Origin of the sequence: Dyadobacter sp. CY347 (assembly GCF_021502655.1) — a bacterium.
Lineage (GTDB): Bacteria > Bacteroidota > Bacteroidia > Cytophagales > Spirosomataceae > Dyadobacter.
Genome location: NZ_JAKFFT010000001.1, coordinates 136,740 through 156,782, shown reverse-complemented (window position 1 = coordinate 156,782; position 20,043 = coordinate 136,740). Strand labels below are relative to the sequence as shown.

Sequence of the window (20,043 nt, the reverse complement as noted above, 5' to 3'; positions counted from 1 at the left end):
TGAATTAAATAAATCATGCTTAAATATCTGACGGGAGGACTATTTTTTCTTCTTTCTTCCTCGCTTTACGCCCAACGTATAACCGGCTCAGTGAACGAGCAGGCGCCTGATAGTAAAGATCTTAAACCGATCACAGGCGCTAATGTTTACTGGTCCGGCACAACGCAGGCCACGGCTACGGACGCCAGCGGACGTTTCAACATTCCCCGCTCGGCACAGTCCAATTTGCTAGTGATCAGCTTTGTAGGCTTCCGAAACGATACAGTTAAAATCGGTGCGGAAAACGACCTGCAAGTGGTTCTGCAAAGCGATCAAACATTAAATGAAGTCGTAGTTCGCGGTAATACGTCAACGATCGACAGGCTCTCGCCGCACCAGACCGAAATCATAACGACCCGCGCACTGGCCAAAGCGGCTTGCTGTAATTTGTCTGAAAGCTTTGAGACCAATGCATCGGTTTCCGTTTCCTATGCCGACGCAGTTACCGGCTCCAAGCAAATTCAAATGCTGGGATTGAACGGAACTTACATTCAGACCAACATTGAAAACATCCCTTCCATCCGCGGTCTGGCGTCTACTTTCGGTCTCAATTTTGTGCCCGGAACCTGGATTCAGTCGATTGATGTGGGTAAAGGTGCGGGGTCTGTTGTGAATGGTTATGAATCCATGACGGGGCAGATCAATGTTGAAATGCAGAAACCCGATAGTCGTGAAAAGCTTTATTTGAACACTTATCTCAATAACTTCGGTCGCGCGGAAGTGAATCTGAACCTGGCCACACAATTGAACAAAAAGTGGAGCACGGGCCTCCTCACGCATGCCAGCACATTGCGCAACCGCGTTGATAAAAATGACGACGGATTCCTGGATATGCCACTTTATACGCAGTATAATGTAGTGAACAGGTGGAAATACCAAAGTGAAAAAGTGATGGCGCAGTTTGGCGTGAAAGCATTGCACGAAGATCGGCTGGGCGGGCAAAACGGCTTTGAAAAAGAAATGAAAGGCTCTGATAATGTCTATGGTTTTGGTGCCAAAGTCAACCGTTATGAGTTCTTTTCCAAGATCGCAAGGTTGTTCCCGGATAAGCCCTACAAGGGATTGGGTTTTATTGTAAATGCATCGTTACATGATTCCAGGTCTTATTTTGGACTGAATAATTATGATGGAACACAAAAAACTTTGTACGGAAATCTTATTTATCAGTCCATCATTGGCAATACAAACCACTCTTACAAAACCGGTTTGAGTTACTTGCTCGACAATTACAATGAGCTTTACAAAGACATTCGACTAGCCAGAAACGAGTCGGTTCCGGGGGCGTTTTTTGAATATACTTACAATAACCTGGATAAGTTTGTCCTTGTAGCAGGCGGCCGCGTCGATTTCCATAACCTTTACGGAACGCAATGGACGCCGCGATTGCATCTGAAATACAGCCTGACCGACCAAACGACACTTCGGGCTTCGGCAGGAAAAGGGTTCAGGGTTTCGAATCCGCTGGCTGAATATTATGGAAATCTGGTGAGCTCGCGCACGGTGCAATTCCGGGAGAGCATCCGTCCCGAGGTTTCGTGGAATTATGGTGCGAGTATTACGCAGGAGTTCAAGCTGGGCAATATGAGTGGAAATTTCATCATGGATTTTTACCGGACCATTTTCGAAAACCAGCTCGTGGCCGATATGGAAGATCCGCGTTACATTCGTTTTTACAATCTGGAAGGCAGTGCTTATGCGAACAGTTTCCAGGCCGAGGCGAATTTAACCCCATTGAAACGTTTTGAATTGAAACTTGCTTACAGGCTTTTTGATGTAAAGCAAACCCTTCGCAATGTTTACGACGAAAACGTGCTGTTGCCAAGAATGATGGTGAGCCGCGACCGAGTGCTTTTCAATGCGGGATATGCGCTGCCTTACGACAAATGGAAGTTTGACGCGACGGTGCAATGGAACGGAAAGCGCCGCATCCCTTACATGGGCCACGTTGACGAGCACCACGTTCCCGGCAACCTCACTTCCACCATGTCACCATCATTTTATAATTTTAATGCACAAGTTACCCGTACATTTCCAAAATGGGACATTTATCTGGGAGGTGAAAACCTGGCCAATTTCCGTCAGAAAAACCCGATTATGGGTGCTAACGATCCTTTTGGACAAAACTTTGATGCGGGAATGGCCTGGGGACCGGTCGTAGGACGAATGATTTATGCAGGAATACGTTATAAAATAGTGAGATAATTGAAGAGCCTTATGAAACTGCATATCAAAAATATGGTTTGCGATCGCTGCAAGCGGGTGGTCCGGGAAGAACTGGAAAACCTGGGTGTTACGCTGCATGCTATCACATTAGGGGAAGTAGAAACCGAAAAGGACATTGATCCTGAGCTTCTTTTAAAAGTAAAAACTGTGCTTGAAGCGAGCGGGTTTGAATTACTCGATGACCGCCGGCTGGCAATTGTGGAGCACATAAAGACATTGATCATTGAGGAAGTGCAATATTTAAAAGGCCACAAGCCTGAGCAGCAGAACTTTTCGGACTATTTGTCTGAAAAGATCGGTTATGAATATTCGTATTTGAGCAATCTTTTTTCCTCTGAAACAGGGCAGACCATTGAACAATACATTATCGCGCAAAAAACGGAAAAAGTTAAAGAATGGCTTTCCTATAATGAATTGACATTGAGCGAAATGGCGTGGCGATTGTCGTATAGCAGCCCTGCGCATTTGAGTAATCAGTTCAAAAAAGTGACGGGCATGACGCCGGGAGAGTTCAAGAAAAGCACATTGGCGAGAATAACACTTGATAAAGTGGGTCATTAAATCAGATATTAAACAAAACCTTCAATCATCATGAAAAATATCCTTTTTGTTGCACTAATGCTCTTTTTCACTGCTTGCGGAACAGATAATGCAAAAACAGAACAGGCTAAGAGCGAGGCAACTGCCGGGAAGAAATTCGCTTGCCCTATGCAATGCGAGGGAGAAAAAACGTACGCAGAAGCAGGAAAATGTCCGGTCTGCAAAATGGATTTACAAGAAGTAGCCATGGCAGAAACAGATTCAGCGGGACACGACCATTGATCATTAAAAAATCAGAAATCATGAAAAAGACCATCCTATCCATATTAATAGCACTTTTTGCAGGGATCAACATTGCCCAGGCAGACGGTGACAAGCAGATTAAAATCAAAACTTCTGCGATTTGCACCATGTGCAAAGAACGAATTGAGCGTAACCTCGGCCTTTCCAAAGGTGTGAGAGAATCCAATTTGGACCTGAAAGACAAAGTGGTTACCGTGACATACAATCCAAACAAAACCACTCCGGAAGCCATTAAAGCGACGATCATCAACACAGGTTACGACGCCGATACGCAAGTGGCAAACCAGAAAGCACACGACAAGTTACCAGACTGCTGCCGGAAGACTGCCGCTGCTCACTGACTTTAACTCACTTCGCTATGAAAAATCATAACCTTAAAATGCTGGCATTAGCCGGCATAATGACCGCCTTTTCCCCAGTCCTGGCGCAGCACGAGCACCATCAGGAACCCAAAAAAGATACAGCCAAGCCAGCCGGGCATGACATGAAGGGCATGGATCATAACCGCATGAAGGCCGACACTGTGGATCACAGCAAGATGGACCACAGCCAAATGGATCACGGGAATATGAAACATGATGCCGGGCATATGACGCACAGCTTTTCCCTAAGCCTCCCTATGACACGCAATGGCTCGGGCACAGGCTGGCAGCCGGACGCGACGCCCATGTATGCCTATATGAAGCATTCCAACAAGTGGAATTACATGCTCCACGGAAGCGTTTTCCTCCGCTATACTGCTCAAAATTTTAATAATGATGGCCTGAAAGGCTCAAAATCGAAGATTAGCGTGCCAAACTGGTTCATGGGAATGGCACAGCGGCAGGTTGGCAAAAATGGTTTGCTGAATGTCCGGGCAATGGTTTCGCTGGACCGGTTGTTTGACGGCGGCGCAGGTTACCCACTTTTGTTCCAATCCGGCGAGACCTGGAAAGGTGAGCCGCTGATCGATAAGCAACATCCGCACGACCTCATTTCCGAGCTTTCCATTGCTTATACCCAAAGACTTAACGAGAACATTGACCTGACACTTTACGCAGGTTATCCGGGCGAGCCTGCACTGGGGCCAACTGCATTTATGCACCGAATGTCGGCTTTCAACAATCCGGACGCTGTTCTGGGCCATCACTGGCAAGATGCGACGCACATTACATTTGGAGTTGTAACGGCGGGAATCCGGCTTTGGAAATTCAAACTGGAAGGTTCGTCCTTTACCGGTCGTGAGCCGAACGAGAACCGGTTTGACTTCGATAAGCCGCGTTTTGATTCGTATAGTTACCGCTTGTTGTTCAATCCTTCCACCAATTGGGCGTTGCAGGTGAGCAGGGGTTTTATCAAAAATCCTGAACCGTTGCACGGCGGCGAAAATGTGGACCGGACAACGGCTTCTGTACAACATTCAGCCAATTTGAGTGGAAAAAACAAGTGGATTTCAACTTCCGCGGTTTGGGGGCTAAATGAGGCCGGAGGACATCATAAGGAACATGCTATTTTGCTGGAATCGAATCTGCAGCTGGACAAATGGGCTGTTTATGGTCGTTATGAACGGGTTGAGAAGAGCATTAATGAACTGGGAATCACCCGATATGATGACATTGGTAAAGATAAATTTCCAGTTTCCCTGTTTTCCCTTGGACTCAACCGCCAGATTACCTCCTTCCAAAACACCCTTTTACAAGCAGGAGCTCAAATGGGAATTTACTCTATTGAAAATTCGCTCAAATCCGTTTACGGCGACACGCCGCTGTCCGGACAAGTTTACCTGCGGATAACGCCAGGCCTGATGCGCATGTAATGTTATGCGGCTCATGCTTTATTTCAAAAAAGCTGTCAGTCATCCTGGCGGCTTTTTGTAGTTTTACGCTTCATTAAAAATCAAAACCCTCCCGTGGCCTGGTATCACAATTATTTTAAAGGACTTCCGCAACGCGCCTGGAAACTGCATCAGGACGAAGAATACACCGATTATGAAGTTGATTTTCTGCGGGATGTGCTCGAAATAAAAGAAGGCAGCAAAGTTCTGGACATGCTGGCCGGTTACGGTCGCCACGCTGTCCCGCTTGCAGAGGAAGGTGCTGAAATGACCTGTATTGATATTTCCAGTGAATATTGTGATGAACTAAAAGCGGTTGCCAAAAAGCAGAAACTGCCTCTTACCGTTATCTGTGACGATGTGCTGCAATGTAGTATCGAAGAAAATACTTTTGACGCGGCTTACTGCGTTGGAAACAGTTTCAGCTTCTTCCCGAGGGCTGAAATGCTGCAGTTTATTTCAAAAATGGCCGATGCTGTAAAACAAGGCGGTCACATTGCGATCCATACGGAGAACCTCGCCGAAAGCATTCTGCCCAATTTCCAGACGCGCAACTGGATGCCTGTAAAAGAGGACATTATCTATCTGGCGGAAAACGATTACAAGCCAGAGGAAGGTTACATTGAGGCGGAACAAACCTTTATCTCAGGTTCCGAAAAAGTGACGCACACGGTTCGTCAGCACATTTTTACACTTTCTGAAATCACTTATATGTTTGAATCCGCAGGTTTGAAGGTTGTGGGAACCTTCGGAAACCTGGAAGCTGATCCTTTCACATTAGGAGATGAACAGCTTTATCTGGTTGCCCGTAAGCTGTAAATTAATGCGGCAGTTTAGGCCTTAATAAGCCGTAAGTCCAGGTGCCCGCAATGGCGCTGAGCAAGGTAATGATCACCGCCAAATAACCGCTTCCGATCTGCGCAAACAATGGTCCGGGACACGCGCCGGTGATGGCCCAGCCAAACCCGAAAAGCAGTCCGCCATAAATCTGGCCCTTACTGAATGTTTTTTCAGGAATGATCACTTCTTCGCCCGAAGTGGTTGTTATGTTAAATCGCTTGATAATCTGCACAGAAATTAGCCCCACCAGCACTGCAGAGCCAATTACACCATACATGTGAAACGAATCAAACCGGAACATTTCCTGGATCCGAAACCAGGAAACGATCTCCGCTTTCACAAAAACAATCCCGAAGAGTAAGCCAATAATCAGATATTTGGAGTTGGCTGCAAACCCTTCGGCCGACGTTTGGGTGTTGCTCCCGTCCTTATCTTCCTCTAAAAGCGCGGTTGCATTTTCAGGCTTTTCCATGTTTGTATTTCAATTAAAAAACGAGTTTGAACAAAAATGGCAGGAGCAAATGCGTGCAAACCAGCCCGCCGATCATGAAGCTTACGGTCGCAATCAGTGACGGCCATTGCAATGTAGCTAAGCCAGTGATCGCATGTCCGGACGTGCAACCTCCTGCATATCGGGTCCCAAAACCAACCAGAAAACCGCCGAAAACAAGGAAAATAAGTCCTTTGAGAGATAGAATGTTCTGAGTTCCAAAAATTTCCGCAGGCATTAATCCTGCAAAACTGGTCAGTCCAAAGCCCCTTAACGTCTGCTGCGTCGCCTCTGCGATCACTATTTCATCTGGATTGGCAAGAAAAAAAGTGGCGATAAGACCTCCAATTACAATGCCGGCTACAAAAAACAAATTCCATATCCCTTTCTTCCAATCATATTTGAAAAAGGAAATATTCGCCGGAATCACCGCCGCACAAATATGCCGCAAGGCAGAAGAAATCCCGAAAGACTTATTCCCCAGCAGCAACAAAGCCGGCACAGTCAACCCAATCAAAGGCCCCGCCACATACCAAGGCCAAGGTTTCCGAAGCAGTTCGATGATATTCATGTATAAGGTTGATTGATAGATCAATAATCGCCAGATCAAAATCCGTTGAGAGTTAAGGGATTAGAGCTTCTTCGGATTGACAACTTTTAACTTTGGTATATTCTCAAAGTCCTTTTCGTTATCCGTAATGAGCGTAAAATCATTTGCAATTGCGGTGGCTGCAATAATTGCATCAGGCGTTTTCATTTTCCGGTTCTTCCGAATATTCACACAAATTGCTACAACTTCGGGAGTAATGTTGAAAATCAAACTATCATTTATAAAATCGCTTATATGGCTACTCTTGGACGTTTTCCATGAGAGTAACTCTATTTGGCTAATCACAGACAAGTTGGGAGTTGCATCGATGACAGCATCCATGAAATCAATTCCCTGTTGTGTCAACATGGCCGACAAATAGTGTGAAACTGCGTTGGTATCAATTAAATATTGGTCCATTCATTACGCATTTGGCTGATGTGCAAGCTAAGATCCCGGCTTTCTTCTTTGGAAAGAATCCCCTTGTATTTTTCCGATAGTTTTGGTTTTTGAACCCCGGAATTGTCGTGCAGTTTGATAATGTCCAATGCTTCGAGATCTCTTAGTAATTGCAAGGCACGCTTATGCGTCAGCTCAACGATCATTGTTTCCATAATGCATCATTTTTTGATTAATAATACAAATAATCAGCGTGAAAACTAAACCCCTTGCAAAACAGGCACTTTCGTTTTCTCTACGGCTGCGAAGCCTCCTTCGATGTTGACGACGTTATCGATGCCGCGTGATTTTAGGATCGAGGCGGCGATCATGGAGCGGTAGCCTCCTGCGCAGTGCACGTAAAGGGTTTTGTCTTTCGGGAAATCGGCCATGTGGTCGTTAATGTAGTCCAATGGCAGGTTTTTGGCTCCTTCAATGTGACCAGCTGTGAATTCGTCGGGCTTGCGAACATCGATCACTTCGGGACTCTGGCTGTTATAAAGTTCTGCGAATGCATTGGCAGAAACATTGTCGACAGAATCCATTTCTTTTCCAGCCGCAACCCAGGTTTCAAAACCGCCGTTCAAAAATCCAATCGTATGATCATAACCAACCCTTGCCAAACGCGTGACCACTTCTTCTTCCTTGCCAGGCTCTGTCACGATCAGCAAATTTTGCTTCAAATCCGGGATCAGAGCGCCTACCCACGGTGCAAAACCGCCCTGGATGCCGATGTTAATGGAGTTCGGAATAAATCCTTTTGCAAAATCTTCCGGTTTTCGGGTATCCAGAATAAGCGCACCCGTGTTATTGGCTTTTGCTTCGAATGCTTCCGCAGATAACGCCTGATCGCCGCGTTCAAGCACATCGTCAATACTTTCGTAGCCATCGCGGTTCATCTTCACATTCTCGGGGAAATATTTCGGTGGTTCAGGCAGATTGGCTGTTACTTCTTTGATAAACTCGTCCCGGGTCATATCGGCACGCAATGCGTAATTAAACCGCTTCTGATTGCCCAGCGTGTCGGAAGTTTCCTTACTCATATTTTTCCCGCAAGCAGATCCTGCCCCATGCGCCGGGTAAACGATAAGGTCGTCGGGCAATGTCATGATCTTTGTACGCAAGCTCTCAAACAGCATTCCGGCGAGATCCTCCATCGTAAGATCACCTTTTTGTGCCAGATCGGGACGACCTACGTCGCCGATAAAAAGCGTGTCGCCGCTGAAAAGCGCAGTAGGTTGCTGATTTTTATCAAACAGTAAATAACTCGTGGATTCCAGCGTGTGACCTGGCGTGTGCAATGCTTTTATTGTAATGTCTCCCAACTTAAATATCTCATTATCAGCAGCAATGTGCGCATTGAATGCAGGATTCGCATTTGGTCCGTAAACAATCTCAGCACCCGTTTTTTCAGCAAGGTCGAGATGTCCGGAAACGAAGTCCGCATGAAAATGGGTTTCAAATACATACTTGATTTTCGCGCCGATTTTATTAGCCTTTTGAATGTAAGGCTCAACTTCACGCAAAGGGTCGATAACCGCCGCTTCGCCGTTTGAAACAATAAAATAAGCGCCCTGTGCCAGGCATCCGGTATATATCTGTTCTATTTTCATGAAGGATAAGTTTTCAGTTTATTGATACGAAGTTAACCAAAACCCACTTCTTTTCGTTTCTGAACGGGGATGGAATGAAACCATCCCCGACAGTTTATCAAACCTTCACCAGCTTCCATTTACCCAGCCGGAACCGCCAGATTCCCAGCAATGCCAGGATAGATTCGGCAAAAGGAACGGAGATAAAAACACCGATCGGGCCGAAATTCATCATAACGGCAAGCACATACGCAACGGGAATTTCAATCGCCCAGAAGCAGATCAGGTTCAGGACAGTGGGCGTTTTAGTATCCCCTGCCCCATTCAGCGACTGAATGACGACCATTCCGTATGCATAGGCGGCGTAACCCAGGCACAACACGCGCAACGCCATTTTGCCCGTGTCAATCACTTGTGGATTGGGGCTGAATAAGCCAATAATTTCCTCAGCGCCTATAAACATGAGAATAGCCAGGCCCAGCAGGAATATAAAGTTATATGAAGCACATTTCCAGACAGATTTTTCCGCCCTATCGGGCTTACCGGCGCCCAGATTCTGTCCTACAAGCGTTGCGGCAGCATTGGCGAGGCCCCAGGCTGGCAGCAATGTGAACATGATCACGCGGATGGCTATGGTATAACCCGCAACCACGTCGCTCCCGAATTCGGACAGGATACGCGTCAGGAAAATCCAGCTTGCAGAACCGATCAAAAACTGCACGGTGCCGCCTGTCGCCACTTTTACGATGCCCGCAATTGTTTCCGGATTAGGACGCAGATCTGCCCATAGCAAGCCTAATGACTTTTGTGCTTTTGTCAGTGAAAATAACTGATAACCAACACCTATCGAGCGCCCTAATGCAGTTGCAAGGGCTGCGCCTGTGACGCCCAGCTCGGGTAAGGGCCCAAGTCCGAAGATTAGCAGCGGCCCCAGGACCATATTGAAGCAATTGGCAACGATTAATGACCGCATGGCCGTCGCCGCAGCGCCCGCTCCGCGCAAGGCACCGCTCAGGGAATAAAGCAAAATCACGACGGGGCTGCTGAGAAACTGGATTCTCGCAAAATCAGTCCCTAACTCAATCACCTTCGCATCTGCACCCATCATGCGCAGAATGTCACTCGCAAACCAGGTTCCTACTGTTGCAGTAACAGCCGAAATAGCCAGCGAAATGACAATGACCTGCCCGACGGCATGCCTGGCACCATTCGTATTACCTTCGCCAACGCGACGTGCAATGGTAGCCGTTGCTGCCGTACTGAGACCAATGGCCACAGAATAAACCAACGTAATCACAGACTCAGTAAGCCCGACGACCGCCACGGCTTCTGTACTCACTTTTGAAACGAAAAAAATGTCAACGACGGCAAAAAGCGACTCCATGACCATTTCCAGGATCATAGGGACGGATAGTAAAAAAATAGCGCGGTTGATGCTTCCTTCGGTAAAACTTTCTTCGGAGCCACGAATAGCCTGACGAAGCAGTTGAAACCACTTTTTCATGGATGAAATGAATTGAAATAATAGTAAGAAATGTGTGACTAGCGAAAGTCACGGAAAGCTGTCCGGTGGACGGACCAGGAAAAGACTTGTGGTTATTGTAAACCGGGGATGATCACCAACATATTTCGAGGAATTTGGGCAAATATACAAAAGTGTTTTTCTATTATTCAAACAAAATAATGGATTAATTCAGATGTAAGTGTAATTTCACGGCTTGGGCGGGGTGAACTTTTGCTTGCGCTTAACCGTTGCCTTTCTACCCTTTCCTGTGAATTTTGGTCTAAACTTGATGCACCCGACGGGAAGAAAAATACAATTAAAAAACACTGCATGATTGATAAAAAGAAGTTATACTCAACAGCCGAAAAGCAGGAAACTGCTGTTCTAGTGGCTGTTAGCACCCAAAAACAACCGGCCGAAAAGACGAAAGAATATCTGGACGAGCTTGCTTTTCTGGCTACGACATTAGGCGTTGAGACGGTTAAAACATTTACACAAAATCTGGAAAGAGCCGATATCCGCACTTATACCGGGAAAGGAAAGCTCGAAGAAATTCTGATTTATGTAACTGCGAATCCGGTGGATATGATCCTTTATGATGATGATCTTACGCCATCGCAGGTACGAAACCTTGAAGCTGTTTTCAAAGACATTAAAGTGATCGACAGGAGCTTGCTGATCCTGGATATTTTTGCCATGCGGGCACAAACCGCGCAATCAAAATTACAGGTTGAGCTGGCGCAGTATCAATATATGTATCCAAGATTGACGCGCTTATGGACCCACTTAAGTCGTCAATCCGGTGTTGGCGTGGGTATGCGCGGGCCTGGTGAAACGGAATTGGAAACGGATAGACGTCTGGTGAAAGACCGGATCGCTTTCCTAAAAGAAAAACTGGAAAAGGTTGACCGCCAGAGCACTACACGCCGGAAAGAAAGAGACCGGCTCGTTCGGGTTGCGATTGTAGGTTATACCAATGTTGGAAAATCGACATTGATGCGCGGGCTTTCGAAAGCGGATGTTTTTGCTGAAAATAAGCTGTTTGCGACGGTTGATTCAACCGTAAGAAAGGTGAATATGGAAAATATTCCGTTTCTACTGACGGATACTGTCGGTTTCATACGCAAATTGCCTACGCTGCTTATCGAATCCTTTAAATCAACTTTGGATGAAGTCCGGGAAGCGGATATTTTGCTTCATGTGGTCGACATTTCGCATCCTTCGTTTGAGGAGCATCTGGATGTGGTAAACAAGACATTGGAAGATATCGGTGCTGCTAATAAGCCAACCATTCTGGTTTTCAACAAAATCGACCTTTACAACCCGACATTCAATGCGGATAATGATGAGGGTCAGGAAATTGAGCAGACGGAAAGTGTTTTGGAGCAGCTGAAAAAGAGCTACATCGCCGACAAAGCAGACCGCGTGGTGTTTATTTCGGCTGAAAAGAAGGAAAATATCGAGGAATTGAGGAACACATTGTTTTCCATGGTAAAGGAAAAACACTTCTCAATTTATCCAAACTGGCTCGATTTGGGATACACTGCAGTAGAAGCGGAGGAATAATCATTTGTAATTCAAATGATTTTTTGCCAGTTTTGCACCCCAATTCGACTGCGTAGTTCAACGGATAGAGCGGATCGCCGCCCGATAGGAGTTTGTCGAATGCGACTCCAACTAAACTCTAGATATGGCCGGGTTCACGCTCGAATTCGTTTCCCGTCGCGGTCACAACTAGTAGCAATGCAAGACTGCGTAGTTCAACGGATAGAATAGGAGTTTCCTAAACTCTAGATATGGGTTCGATTCCCGTCGTGGTCACGAAAGCCAGGCTTATGTCTGGCTTTTTTTTGTTGATAGAATAGGAGTTGTCGAATGCGACCCCAGCCTAAACTCTAGATATGGGTCCGGGGTCGCGTTCGACCGATTCCCGTCGCGGTTACGAAAAGCCATGCTTATGTCTGGCTTTTTTACGCCCAATTTGTCACCGGCTGTTGTTTCTTAATTTCCCCAAGCAGTAAATCATGAATACTACTCAACACAGAAAAACATCACTTAAATCCGCAAATCGTTGGACTTTTTATAGTTCAAGGCATCTGTAATTCTTAGCATGGCAATTGTATAGTCAGTATTAACCAAAATACAACACAATGCAAATGCTTTCAGGCTTGGGCCGCACCCGATACGTTCCTCTCGTTATTCTATTTACGCTTGCCATTCTTCAGTCTTGTAAGAAAAATCCCAAGGAAATGTCCAGGGAAGAACTGGAAAGCCATTTAAGTGCGGAGAAACACTACAGTAAGTTGCTGGAAATCAGTAAAGCTGCTGGTATAAATGTGGAAAAATTCGCTGCAACAGGCGAAAAAGCACCCGTTTTTGCACTACTTGAAGAGGCCGGATTTGGGCATAAACCCGACCTGCGCTACACAGAAAAGAAAATTAAAGCTGATACAACGCTTCTTCGGGAAGTTGCGGAAGAGCTCGTGAAAGGTGAGTCGGTAGAGAAGGTGATGGCAAAATTAGAGCCTGTTTATCCAGTTTATAATAACCTTAAAGTGCATTACGCAAGGTTAGTGAAAGAAAATAAACAAGATAGCGCGGCAGTTGTCGCTGAAACGTTGAATGCTTATCGTTGGATCAAAAGACAGTCCAAGGGCGCACCGCGAGTTGTTATGGTGAACATTAGAGGCGCTTACCTTACTGCAATGGATTCAGCCGGGCAGAATGTGCTCCGTATGCGGACGGTGGTTGGAAAAAGCGATACGCAGACGCCCACGATGGATACGTACGCTACAAGCATTGTGACACACCCTTACTGGAATGTGCCAAAGAGCATTGCGATTAAAGAAATGTTCCCGAAGGCGGCGAGCGATCCAGAATATTTATCCAGAAACAGAATTGAAATAATTGACAACAAAGGCCAGGCTGTAAACCCGGAAGAAATTGATTGGGAAGAACTTACGGCTGAAAAATTCCCTTATCGGTTCCGCCAGGAAACGGGTGAGGATAACTCGCTGGGCTTACTGAAAGTGGAGATCAAGAATCCGCTGGCAATTTACCTGCACGACACCAATGCAAGATATCTGTTCAAAAGCAATTCTAGATGGAGAAGCCATGGCTGTGTGCGCGTGCAGCAACCGACGGACCTCGCCAACTACATGGCTGGCACCAAGCTGCTTGACAACGATTTCATGACCGAGCCGGATACGGTTTCGACGCCTCCGAAATGGCACAAATTAAAAGCAAGAATTCCTGTATTCCTGCTCTATCTGGGTGCGGATTGTAATGAAAAAGGGGATTTGCTTTACTTTGAAGATGTGTATAAAAAAGGATCGCCAAAAGTGTGATCCAATTTATCAAGTTTCAGCCCCGATAAAAGCGGAGAAATCTTAACATACTGCTGGTCACCAGAATAGATAAATAATCCTGCGCCATTGCAAAGCATAGTGATCAATTTCTTGGAATCTAGAATCGATACGGCCGGACAACCCAGGCTTCTGCCCAGTCTCCCTGTATTTTTGATAAAAGACTCACTCACATAATCCGCTCCGTGCATAACGATCGCCCTTTCCAAAGCGCGGTCGTTAATGCCTTTTTCCAGGCCTTCAAGCCGCAGAGACAGACCATGCTTACCATTATAAGTCCCTAATGTCTTATAAAAACCTAAGCTAGACTGAAAAGAAGAATTATCATTTGAAAAACGCTTTGCAAACTCATCACCGGAATTTCTGCCGTGGGCAACATATGTATTAAGCAACACTTTTCTTTTGATCAGATCAATCACATAAAGCCTCTTATTACGTGAAGACTGGCTGAAATCAGCGATCGCCAGGATTGGGTTAGCCAAGTTCATTTTCTGGAAACCATACCAGGCATAGTAAAACGCCGCTTCCGAAAGCCCTTGTTTTTTCAAGCCTAAGGAGTCATAAAGACTCGCCCATTGCGGCCTGGCAACGGAATCAGACTTAACTTTTATTGAACTGGAAGTTGTAGAATCGGTAAGTGAATCAAATTTTTGGAACCCGAAGGAAACACTAAGCGCAATCATTACTGCTACTAATACTGCCTGAGCTTTTGTCATTTCTAATCGTTTTATTGGAAAATCTAATATTATCGATTGAGAGAGGAGGTAAATTAATCCCTTGAAGGGTGCATGTTTAACAGCCCGGGCAATGTTAATGGTTCCTAAAAAAAGAAAAACAGCTCATAATTAGCTGTCTTTCAATAAGTTAAAAAACTTATATTTTTTATTTTTTCTCAATTCCGGCTAAAACCCGTCTGATGTCATTTGCCTTACTCATGAAGTCCAGACTTGTTTCCAGATCATGCTGATCAATGGCATCCTTAAACTTTTTCAGCAGCTCAATGTAGTCACCCAATGCTTTTGACACGTTGGTTTTGTTCTGATCAAAAATGGGCGCCCACATTTGCGGTGAGCTTTTGGCAAGCCGTACCGTGGATGAAAAGCCGGTGCTTGCCATTGCAAAAATCGCTTTCTCATCTTTTTCTTTGTCCAAAACCGTCAAACCGAGTGCAAAAGAGCTGATATGGCTTAAATGTGACACGTAAGCCAAGTGCAAATCATGTTCTGTCGGCTGCATATAGTAGATCTTCATGCCAACATCGCGCAGGAAAGTTTCAACCAGTCCGAGTGACTCAGCATTGCTTTTATCCTTATCACAAATAATGACGTACTTATCCGTAAGCAACTCTTTAAATGCAGCGCCCGGGCCGGAATTCTCGGTTCCCGCCATAGGATGCACGGCAACGAATTGCGCGCGTTTCGCATGCGCATCCGCAATCTGGCAAATCGCCTCTTTTGTAGAGCCAAGATCCATGATAGTCCGTCCTTCTGGCAAATGGTCAAGCATGTAAGGCAAAAGCTTGTTAATAGCGTCGACAGGGGTTGCCAGCACATTCAGTTCAGAAATCTGCAACGCAACATCAAGCGTAACGATCTCATCGACAATGCCTTTGGCCAATGCAATTTTTTGGTTAACCAAAGAATTATCAACGCCTACAAACTTTACATTCGGGTATTTTTCACGCAGGCTTAAAGCGAAAGATCCGCCCAGCAAGCCTACTCCTATTATACTAAGTATCATTTCAATTCAAAATAAATAAACACCAATAAACTGAGGATTAGGCCTTTATCCGGTCAACTGCTTGCCAGATACGCTCTTTTGGCATACAAAGTGATAAGCGGATGTAACGCTGTCCTTTCGGGCCGAAGATAAAGCCGGGTGCAATGAACACATCTTTTTCAACCAAAAGACTATTCACCAGCGATTCAGCCGACTGCACAGAATCCGGTAATTTGCCCCACAGGAACATTCCTTCCTGATTGCGGTCCCACGTACAGCCAATTGTCTCCAAAATAGCCTCAGCAGCCTCCAAACGGCCTTGATATACAGCATTACGCTCCTGATGCCACTCGTCTGAATTATGCAAAGCCGCCACAGCCGCTTCCTGCATCGCCCAGAACATACCCGAATCCACATTGCTTTTGATCGTCAGCACCGCATTAATGTAAGGCTTAGATGCTGATAGCCAACCCATTCGCCAGCCCGCCATGTTATGCGACTTACTCATGGAATTAAGCTCAATAGCAACTTCCTTTGCCCCTTCAATGGACAATAAGCTGATCGGCGCTTTTTTATTTAAAACCAAACTATAAGGATTGTCATGACAAAGCAAAATCTTGTGCTTCGTTGCAAATGCAACCGCTTCTTCGAAAAGTTCGCGCGTTGCAGGCGCTCCCGTGGGCATATGCGGATAGTTTAGCCACATAATTTTGGTTTTGGGTGTTACCAAAGCTTCCATAGCACGCCAATCCGGCTGCCAGCCAAAATCTTCACGTAAAGGATATTCCTTCACAACAGCACCAACCATCTGACTAACAGCACGGTAAGCTGGATAACCCAGTTCAGGCACCAGCACTTCGTCACCCGGATCCAGAAAAGTCAGGGAAATGTGTGTAATGCCTTCTTTTGAGCCAATTAATGGCAGGATTTCCGTTGCAGGATCGAGTTTAACGTCGTAAGTATGATAATAGAAATCTGCGATTGCGTTCCGATATGCAGGCGTTCCCACATAAGGCTGATAACCATGCGCTTGCGGCTTCTGGGCTGCTTCTGACAAGGCTGTTAATGTTTCAGTTGAAGGCATCATATCCGGGTTTCCAATCCCCATATTAATGACATCGTGGCCTTCTGCAATCAATTTGCGCACCTCTGCGAGCTTCACCGAAAAGTAGTATTCGGAAGTCTGCTTGGTGCGCTGGGCAGTTTCTATAATCATTACATTGTTATTAATTACACTTCAAAAAGTCGGCTGTCCGACTGTAATTTCAGAACCTGCGCTCGAAATGGCGCGCAATTTACGATTTTTAACGCAATGGGAAGCAATGGTCATTTGGGGTTTATACATTAAATTGCGACATGAACATTCAGCGTTTTTTTCTGTTTTTATCGGTGTTTCTGGCGGGTTGCTCCAAACCTTCGGATAAAATTGTGATTGCCACCGCGGCCAATGTGCAATATGTGATGAAGGAAATCAAGGCAGAATTCGAAAAAGAAACAGGCAAAGAAATTGACATTGTCGTTGGCTCCTCCGGCAAGCTCACCACGCAGATCCGTGAAGGCGCACCATTTGATGTCTTTGTTTCAGCAGATACAAAATACCCGCAGGAGATCTTCAAAAACGGCGGTTCGGCAGAAAAACCAAAGATTTATGCATTAGGGACATTGGTTTTATGGTCCAAAGACATTCCGAAAGCCGACCTGAACATTGACTCACTTGCAAACGATAAGGTAAAGAAAATCGCCATTCCTAACCCGGAAACGGCGCCTTATGGAGAAGCTGCTATTCAGGTTCTTAGGTCAAGAAAAGTGTTTGAAAAAATAGAAAAGAAACTCGTTTTCGGAGAAAGCATCGCTCAAACTGCGCAATACATCACATCCGGCAATGTTGAAGCCGGTTTTAATGCACTATCCATCGTCCTTTCGCCTGAAATGAAAGATCAGGGCAACTACATTATCCTGGATTCAACAGCTTACAAGCCCATAGAACAAGCCGCTATCTTACTGAATCACAGCGATGATTCTCCCAAAAAAGAAACCAGCGAGCAGTTTTATAAATTTCTTTACTCACAAAAAGCAAAGGCCATTTTTCAGAAATACGGCTATAAATAACATTCAATCATTCGCTCATTCAGTCATTCATCGCACCGGCGACCCGGTCATTCAAAATTAAAATTGAACCTCGAACCCCTCTGGCTGACATTCAAACTGGCAACGATCACATCGGTAATCTTGCTGATGCTTGCATTGCCATTGGCCTACTGGCTGGCTTTTGGGAAGTTCAAAGGGCGTGGGATCATTGAATCGCTGATTGGCATGCCGCTTGTGCTGCCGCCGTCTGTGATTGGATTTTACCTGCTTCTGGCATTCAGTCCCTCCTACTGGTTCGGCGCGTGGATTGAGAGTTTGTTCGGGTTACGGCTGGTTTTCAGCTTTCCCGGACTGGTAATCGCCTCTGTTTTATACAGTTTACCCTTTATGGTCTATCCCATTCGCGCAGGCCTGCAATCGCTTCCGGCATCCTTGCGTGAGGCATCCTATACATTAGGCAAAAATGAGTGGGAGACATTCTTTAAAGTGCTTTTGCCAAATTGCAAACCGGCCATACTAACCGCATTTGTGATCACATTTGCGCATACGGTCGGCGAATTTGGCGTTGTGCTCATGATCGGCGGCAACATTCCCGGCGTTACAAAAGTAGCGTCTGTGGCCATTTACAATGAGGTGGAAGCGCTGAATTATGGTGCCGCGAATGATTATGCAATGGTGCTTTTTGCGATTACATTCGTTATTTTGCTGTTGGTCTACTCTATTAACAACCGCCTGCTCCGTGTCCGACAGCCTTCTTGAAGTCCATATCAAGCATACTTTGCAAACGGTCCAGGGCAAAATGCCGATGGAAATAGAATTGTCGCTTCCAAAAGGACAAATATTAGCGATTACAGGCCCCTCCGGAGCGGGAAAAACAACATTATTAAGACAAATCGCCGGATTATTGACCCCGGAAAACGGCAAAATAGCATTCGGCAGCGAAGTCTGGTTTGCAAGTGCTGAGCAAAAAATGATGTCTCCACAGCTCAGGAAAATCGGTTTTGTTTTCCAGGATTATGCATTGTTTCCACATTTGACAGTTGAAGAGAATTTGCTTTTTGGACTAAAAAAGGGACGCGAGAAGAACATTGTTGGTGAATTACTAAAAGCCACAGAACTTTCCAATCTCGCAAACCGTAAGCCCAATCAACTTTCCGGCGGTCAGCAGCAACGCGTTGCATTGGCCCGCGCAATGGTTAGAAAACCCGCCTTAATGTTGCTTGATGAGCCATTTGCAGCGCTGGATTATGACATGCGCTATCATTTGCAGGATATGCTGCTAAAATTCCACCGGCAACATCAGCTCACCATGATCATCGTCACGCACGACATAGGCGAAATATTCCGGCTGGCCGACCAGGTTGCGATCATTGAAAACGGCAAAATTGCCCGTCAAGGCACGCCAGCGGAAGTTTACGCCAATGAGCCATCACATACCGGCGATTTTGTAATTTTTGGTGAAGTGCTGAGCTGCGTAAGGCATGCCGATCAGCTTTTGGTAAGCGCATTGGTCGAAAATAAGGTCCGCCAACTCACATTACCGCTGGATCTTGCCCCTGAAATGATCCCGGGTAACACATTTACATTGCATTACCCGATGGATTCTGCGCGTGTAATGCTGATCAGGCATTAAAGAATCCAAATGCTGCTACGGGTAATTTTAAAAGGAGCCGGTCTTTTTCCCCAAAAACCATTTTATCGATTTTATATGCGGGTCATTTTTAAATTTTTGCAGGTTGCCATTTTTGTGCTGCCCCTCATCGCCATGCGCCAGGACAAGCCGTTGCGCGTCGTATTTTTTGGAGATTCCATTACACAGGCCGGCGTAGGCCCGACAGGCTACATTACTAAAATGACCGAAATGCTCAAATCCAAAGGTCAGGACAGCCAATATGAGCTCATGGGAGCCGGAATCGGCGGAAATAAGGTGTATGACCTTTATTTGAGGCTTGAAGACGACGTACTTTCCAAGAAACCGGATATAGTTTTCATTTACGTGGGAATCAACGACGTATGGCACAAAACATCCTCAGGAACCGGAACCGACCCAGACAAATATGTAAAGTTCTACGAAGCTTTGATCAAAAAATTGAAAGCCCAAAATATCCGCGTAATCGTTTGTACGCCAACGGTTATCGGCGAAAGAAATGACGCTTCCAACCCCCAGGACGGCGACCTGAACCAATATTCCAAACTCATCCGCGAAATAGCAACCCGCAACAGCTTACAGCTGTGTGATTTGAGAAAATCCTTCCAGGATTATCTGGCCCAAAACAATCCTGAAAATAAGGAAAAAGGCATTTTAACATCAGATAGAGTGCATTTGACTGATGAAGGGAATAAGTTTCTGGCGGAGCGGATGATGGAGGCGTTGGTTCAGAAGTGATTGCATACTCTTCATATCATTTATTGACTTCTTACATTGGCTGACAAAATTTTGTCAGCCAATTTTTTTTACCGCCTGGTCAATCCAGGTAACCGTTTATTCATTGCTTAGTGA

21 protein-coding genes and 1 tRNA gene are annotated in these 20,043 nt (G+C 45.7%); 13 read left to right on the top strand and 9 right to left on the bottom strand.

What is annotated here, in order from left to right:
• The first annotated feature begins 15 nt into the window (after positions 1-15).
• The 6 genes from L0659_RS00660 to L0659_RS00635 all read left to right on the top strand — a co-directional run bounded on the left by L0659_RS00660 (position 16) and on the right by L0659_RS00635 (position 5,737).
• Entirely contained in the window at positions 16-2,241 is a 2,226-nt protein-coding gene (locus L0659_RS00660) for a TonB-dependent receptor (RefSeq protein WP_235123583.1), read from the top strand.
• A 12-nt stretch (positions 2,242-2,253) separates the two neighbouring features.
• The gene (locus L0659_RS00655) at positions 2,254-2,823 is read left to right on the top strand and encodes a response regulator transcription factor (RefSeq protein ID WP_235123582.1); all 570 of its coding nucleotides are present in this window, start codon (positions 2,254-2,256) and stop codon (positions 2,821-2,823) included.
• A gap of 30 nt (positions 2,824-2,853) precedes the next feature.
• Positions 2,854-3,084: a heavy metal-binding domain-containing protein gene (locus L0659_RS00650; protein ID WP_235123581.1), complete on the top strand. Its 231-nt coding sequence runs from the start codon at positions 2,854-2,856 to the stop codon at positions 3,082-3,084.
• 20 nt (positions 3,085-3,104) lie between these two features.
• The gene (locus L0659_RS00645) at positions 3,105-3,446 is read left to right on the top strand and encodes a heavy-metal-associated domain-containing protein (protein ID WP_235123580.1); all 342 of its coding nucleotides are present in this window, start codon (positions 3,105-3,107) and stop codon (positions 3,444-3,446) included.
• 17 nt (positions 3,447-3,463) lie between these two features.
• Positions 3,464-4,900 (top strand): hypothetical protein, encoded by a 1,437-nt coding sequence (locus tag L0659_RS00640; protein WP_235123579.1) that lies wholly within the window; start codon positions 3,464-3,466, stop codon positions 4,898-4,900.
• 93 nt (positions 4,901-4,993) lie between these two features.
• Entirely contained in the window at positions 4,994-5,737 is a 744-nt protein-coding gene (locus L0659_RS00635) for a class I SAM-dependent methyltransferase (protein ID WP_235123578.1), read from the top strand.
• A 1-nt stretch (position 5,738) separates the two neighbouring features.
• Here the strand turns inward: L0659_RS00635 and L0659_RS00630 are convergent, their stop codons facing one another.
• From L0659_RS00630 to L0659_RS00605, 6 genes are all read right to left on the bottom strand, one after another.
• Complete coding sequence (locus tag L0659_RS00630) at positions 5,739-6,230, bottom strand: DUF6691 family protein (RefSeq protein WP_235123577.1); 492 nt, start codon at positions 6,228-6,230, stop codon at positions 5,739-5,741.
• 13 nt (positions 6,231-6,243) lie between these two features.
• A complete protein-coding gene (locus tag L0659_RS00625; RefSeq protein ID WP_235123576.1) occupies positions 6,244-6,819 on the bottom strand; it encodes a YeeE/YedE family protein in 576 nt (191 codons plus the stop codon).
• Between the two features lie 60 nt (positions 6,820-6,879).
• Positions 6,880-7,257, bottom strand: a complete 378-nt coding sequence (locus L0659_RS00620; protein ID WP_235123575.1) for a type II toxin-antitoxin system VapC family toxin — start codon at positions 7,255-7,257, stop codon at positions 6,880-6,882.
• Positions 7,242-7,451: a hypothetical protein gene (locus L0659_RS00615; RefSeq protein ID WP_235123574.1), complete on the bottom strand. Its 210-nt coding sequence runs from the start codon at positions 7,449-7,451 to the stop codon at positions 7,242-7,244. The genes L0659_RS00620 and L0659_RS00615 overlap by 16 nt, the downstream gene beginning before the upstream one ends.
• A 45-nt stretch (positions 7,452-7,496) precedes the next feature.
• On the bottom strand, positions 7,497-8,888 hold the full coding sequence (locus L0659_RS00610) for a rhodanese-like domain-containing protein (RefSeq protein WP_235123573.1): 1,392 nt from the start codon (positions 8,886-8,888) through the stop codon (positions 7,497-7,499).
• 97 nt (positions 8,889-8,985) lie between these two features.
• Positions 8,986-10,371: an MATE family efflux transporter gene (locus L0659_RS00605; protein ID WP_235123572.1), complete on the bottom strand. Its 1,386-nt coding sequence runs from the start codon at positions 10,369-10,371 to the stop codon at positions 8,986-8,988.
• Between the two features lie 330 nt (positions 10,372-10,701).
• On the opposite strand from L0659_RS00605, the gene hflX reads away from it, so the two are divergent.
• From hflX to L0659_RS00590, 3 genes are all read left to right on the top strand, one after another.
• Positions 10,702-11,937, top strand: a complete 1,236-nt coding sequence (gene hflX, locus L0659_RS00600; protein ID WP_235123571.1) for a GTPase HflX — start codon at positions 10,702-10,704, stop codon at positions 11,935-11,937.
• 183 nt (positions 11,938-12,120) lie between these two features.
• Positions 12,121-12,192, top strand: a tRNA-Arg gene (locus L0659_RS00595).
• 329 nt (positions 12,193-12,521) lie between these two features.
• On the top strand, positions 12,522-13,718 hold the full coding sequence (locus tag L0659_RS00590; protein ID WP_235123570.1) for a L,D-transpeptidase family protein: 1,197 nt from the start codon (positions 12,522-12,524) through the stop codon (positions 13,716-13,718).
• Here the strand turns inward: L0659_RS00590 and L0659_RS00585 are convergent.
• The 3 genes from L0659_RS00585 to L0659_RS00575 form a co-directional block, all read right to left on the bottom strand.
• The gene (locus L0659_RS00585) at positions 13,676-14,452 is read right to left on the bottom strand and encodes a murein L,D-transpeptidase catalytic domain family protein (protein ID WP_235123569.1); all 777 of its coding nucleotides are present in this window, start codon (positions 14,450-14,452) and stop codon (positions 13,676-13,678) included. The genes L0659_RS00590 and L0659_RS00585 overlap by 43 nt on opposite strands.
• Before the next feature lie 166 nt (positions 14,453-14,618).
• Positions 14,619-15,476, bottom strand: coding sequence for a prephenate dehydrogenase (locus L0659_RS00580; protein ID WP_235123568.1), 858 nt, complete (start codon positions 15,474-15,476; stop codon positions 14,619-14,621).
• A gap of 37 nt (positions 15,477-15,513) precedes the next feature.
• Positions 15,514-16,671 carry a pyridoxal phosphate-dependent aminotransferase gene (locus L0659_RS00575; protein WP_235123567.1) on the bottom strand — a complete coding sequence of 386 codons (1,158 nt, stop codon included), beginning with the start codon at positions 16,669-16,671 and terminating at the stop codon, positions 15,514-15,516.
• 140 nt (positions 16,672-16,811) lie between these two features.
• Here L0659_RS00575 and modA point away from each other — a divergent pair, with 140 nt between their 5' ends.
• From modA to L0659_RS00555, 4 genes are all read left to right on the top strand, one after another.
• Complete coding sequence (gene modA / locus L0659_RS00570) at positions 16,812-17,564, top strand: molybdate ABC transporter substrate-binding protein (RefSeq protein WP_235123566.1); 753 nt, start codon at positions 16,812-16,814, stop codon at positions 17,562-17,564.
• A gap of 63 nt (positions 17,565-17,627) precedes the next feature.
• Positions 17,628-18,302 (top strand): molybdate ABC transporter permease subunit, encoded by a 675-nt coding sequence (modB, locus tag L0659_RS00565; RefSeq protein ID WP_235123565.1) that lies wholly within the window; start codon positions 17,628-17,630, stop codon positions 18,300-18,302.
• The gene (locus L0659_RS00560) at positions 18,283-19,176 is read left to right on the top strand and encodes a sulfate/molybdate ABC transporter ATP-binding protein (RefSeq protein ID WP_235123564.1); all 894 of its coding nucleotides are present in this window, start codon (positions 18,283-18,285) and stop codon (positions 19,174-19,176) included. The genes modB and L0659_RS00560 overlap by 20 nt, the downstream gene beginning before the upstream one ends.
• A gap of 75 nt (positions 19,177-19,251) precedes the next feature.
• Positions 19,252-19,929 (top strand): SGNH/GDSL hydrolase family protein, encoded by a 678-nt coding sequence (locus L0659_RS00555; protein ID WP_235123563.1) that lies wholly within the window; start codon positions 19,252-19,254, stop codon positions 19,927-19,929.
• Positions 19,930-20,043 lie beyond the last annotated feature (114 nt).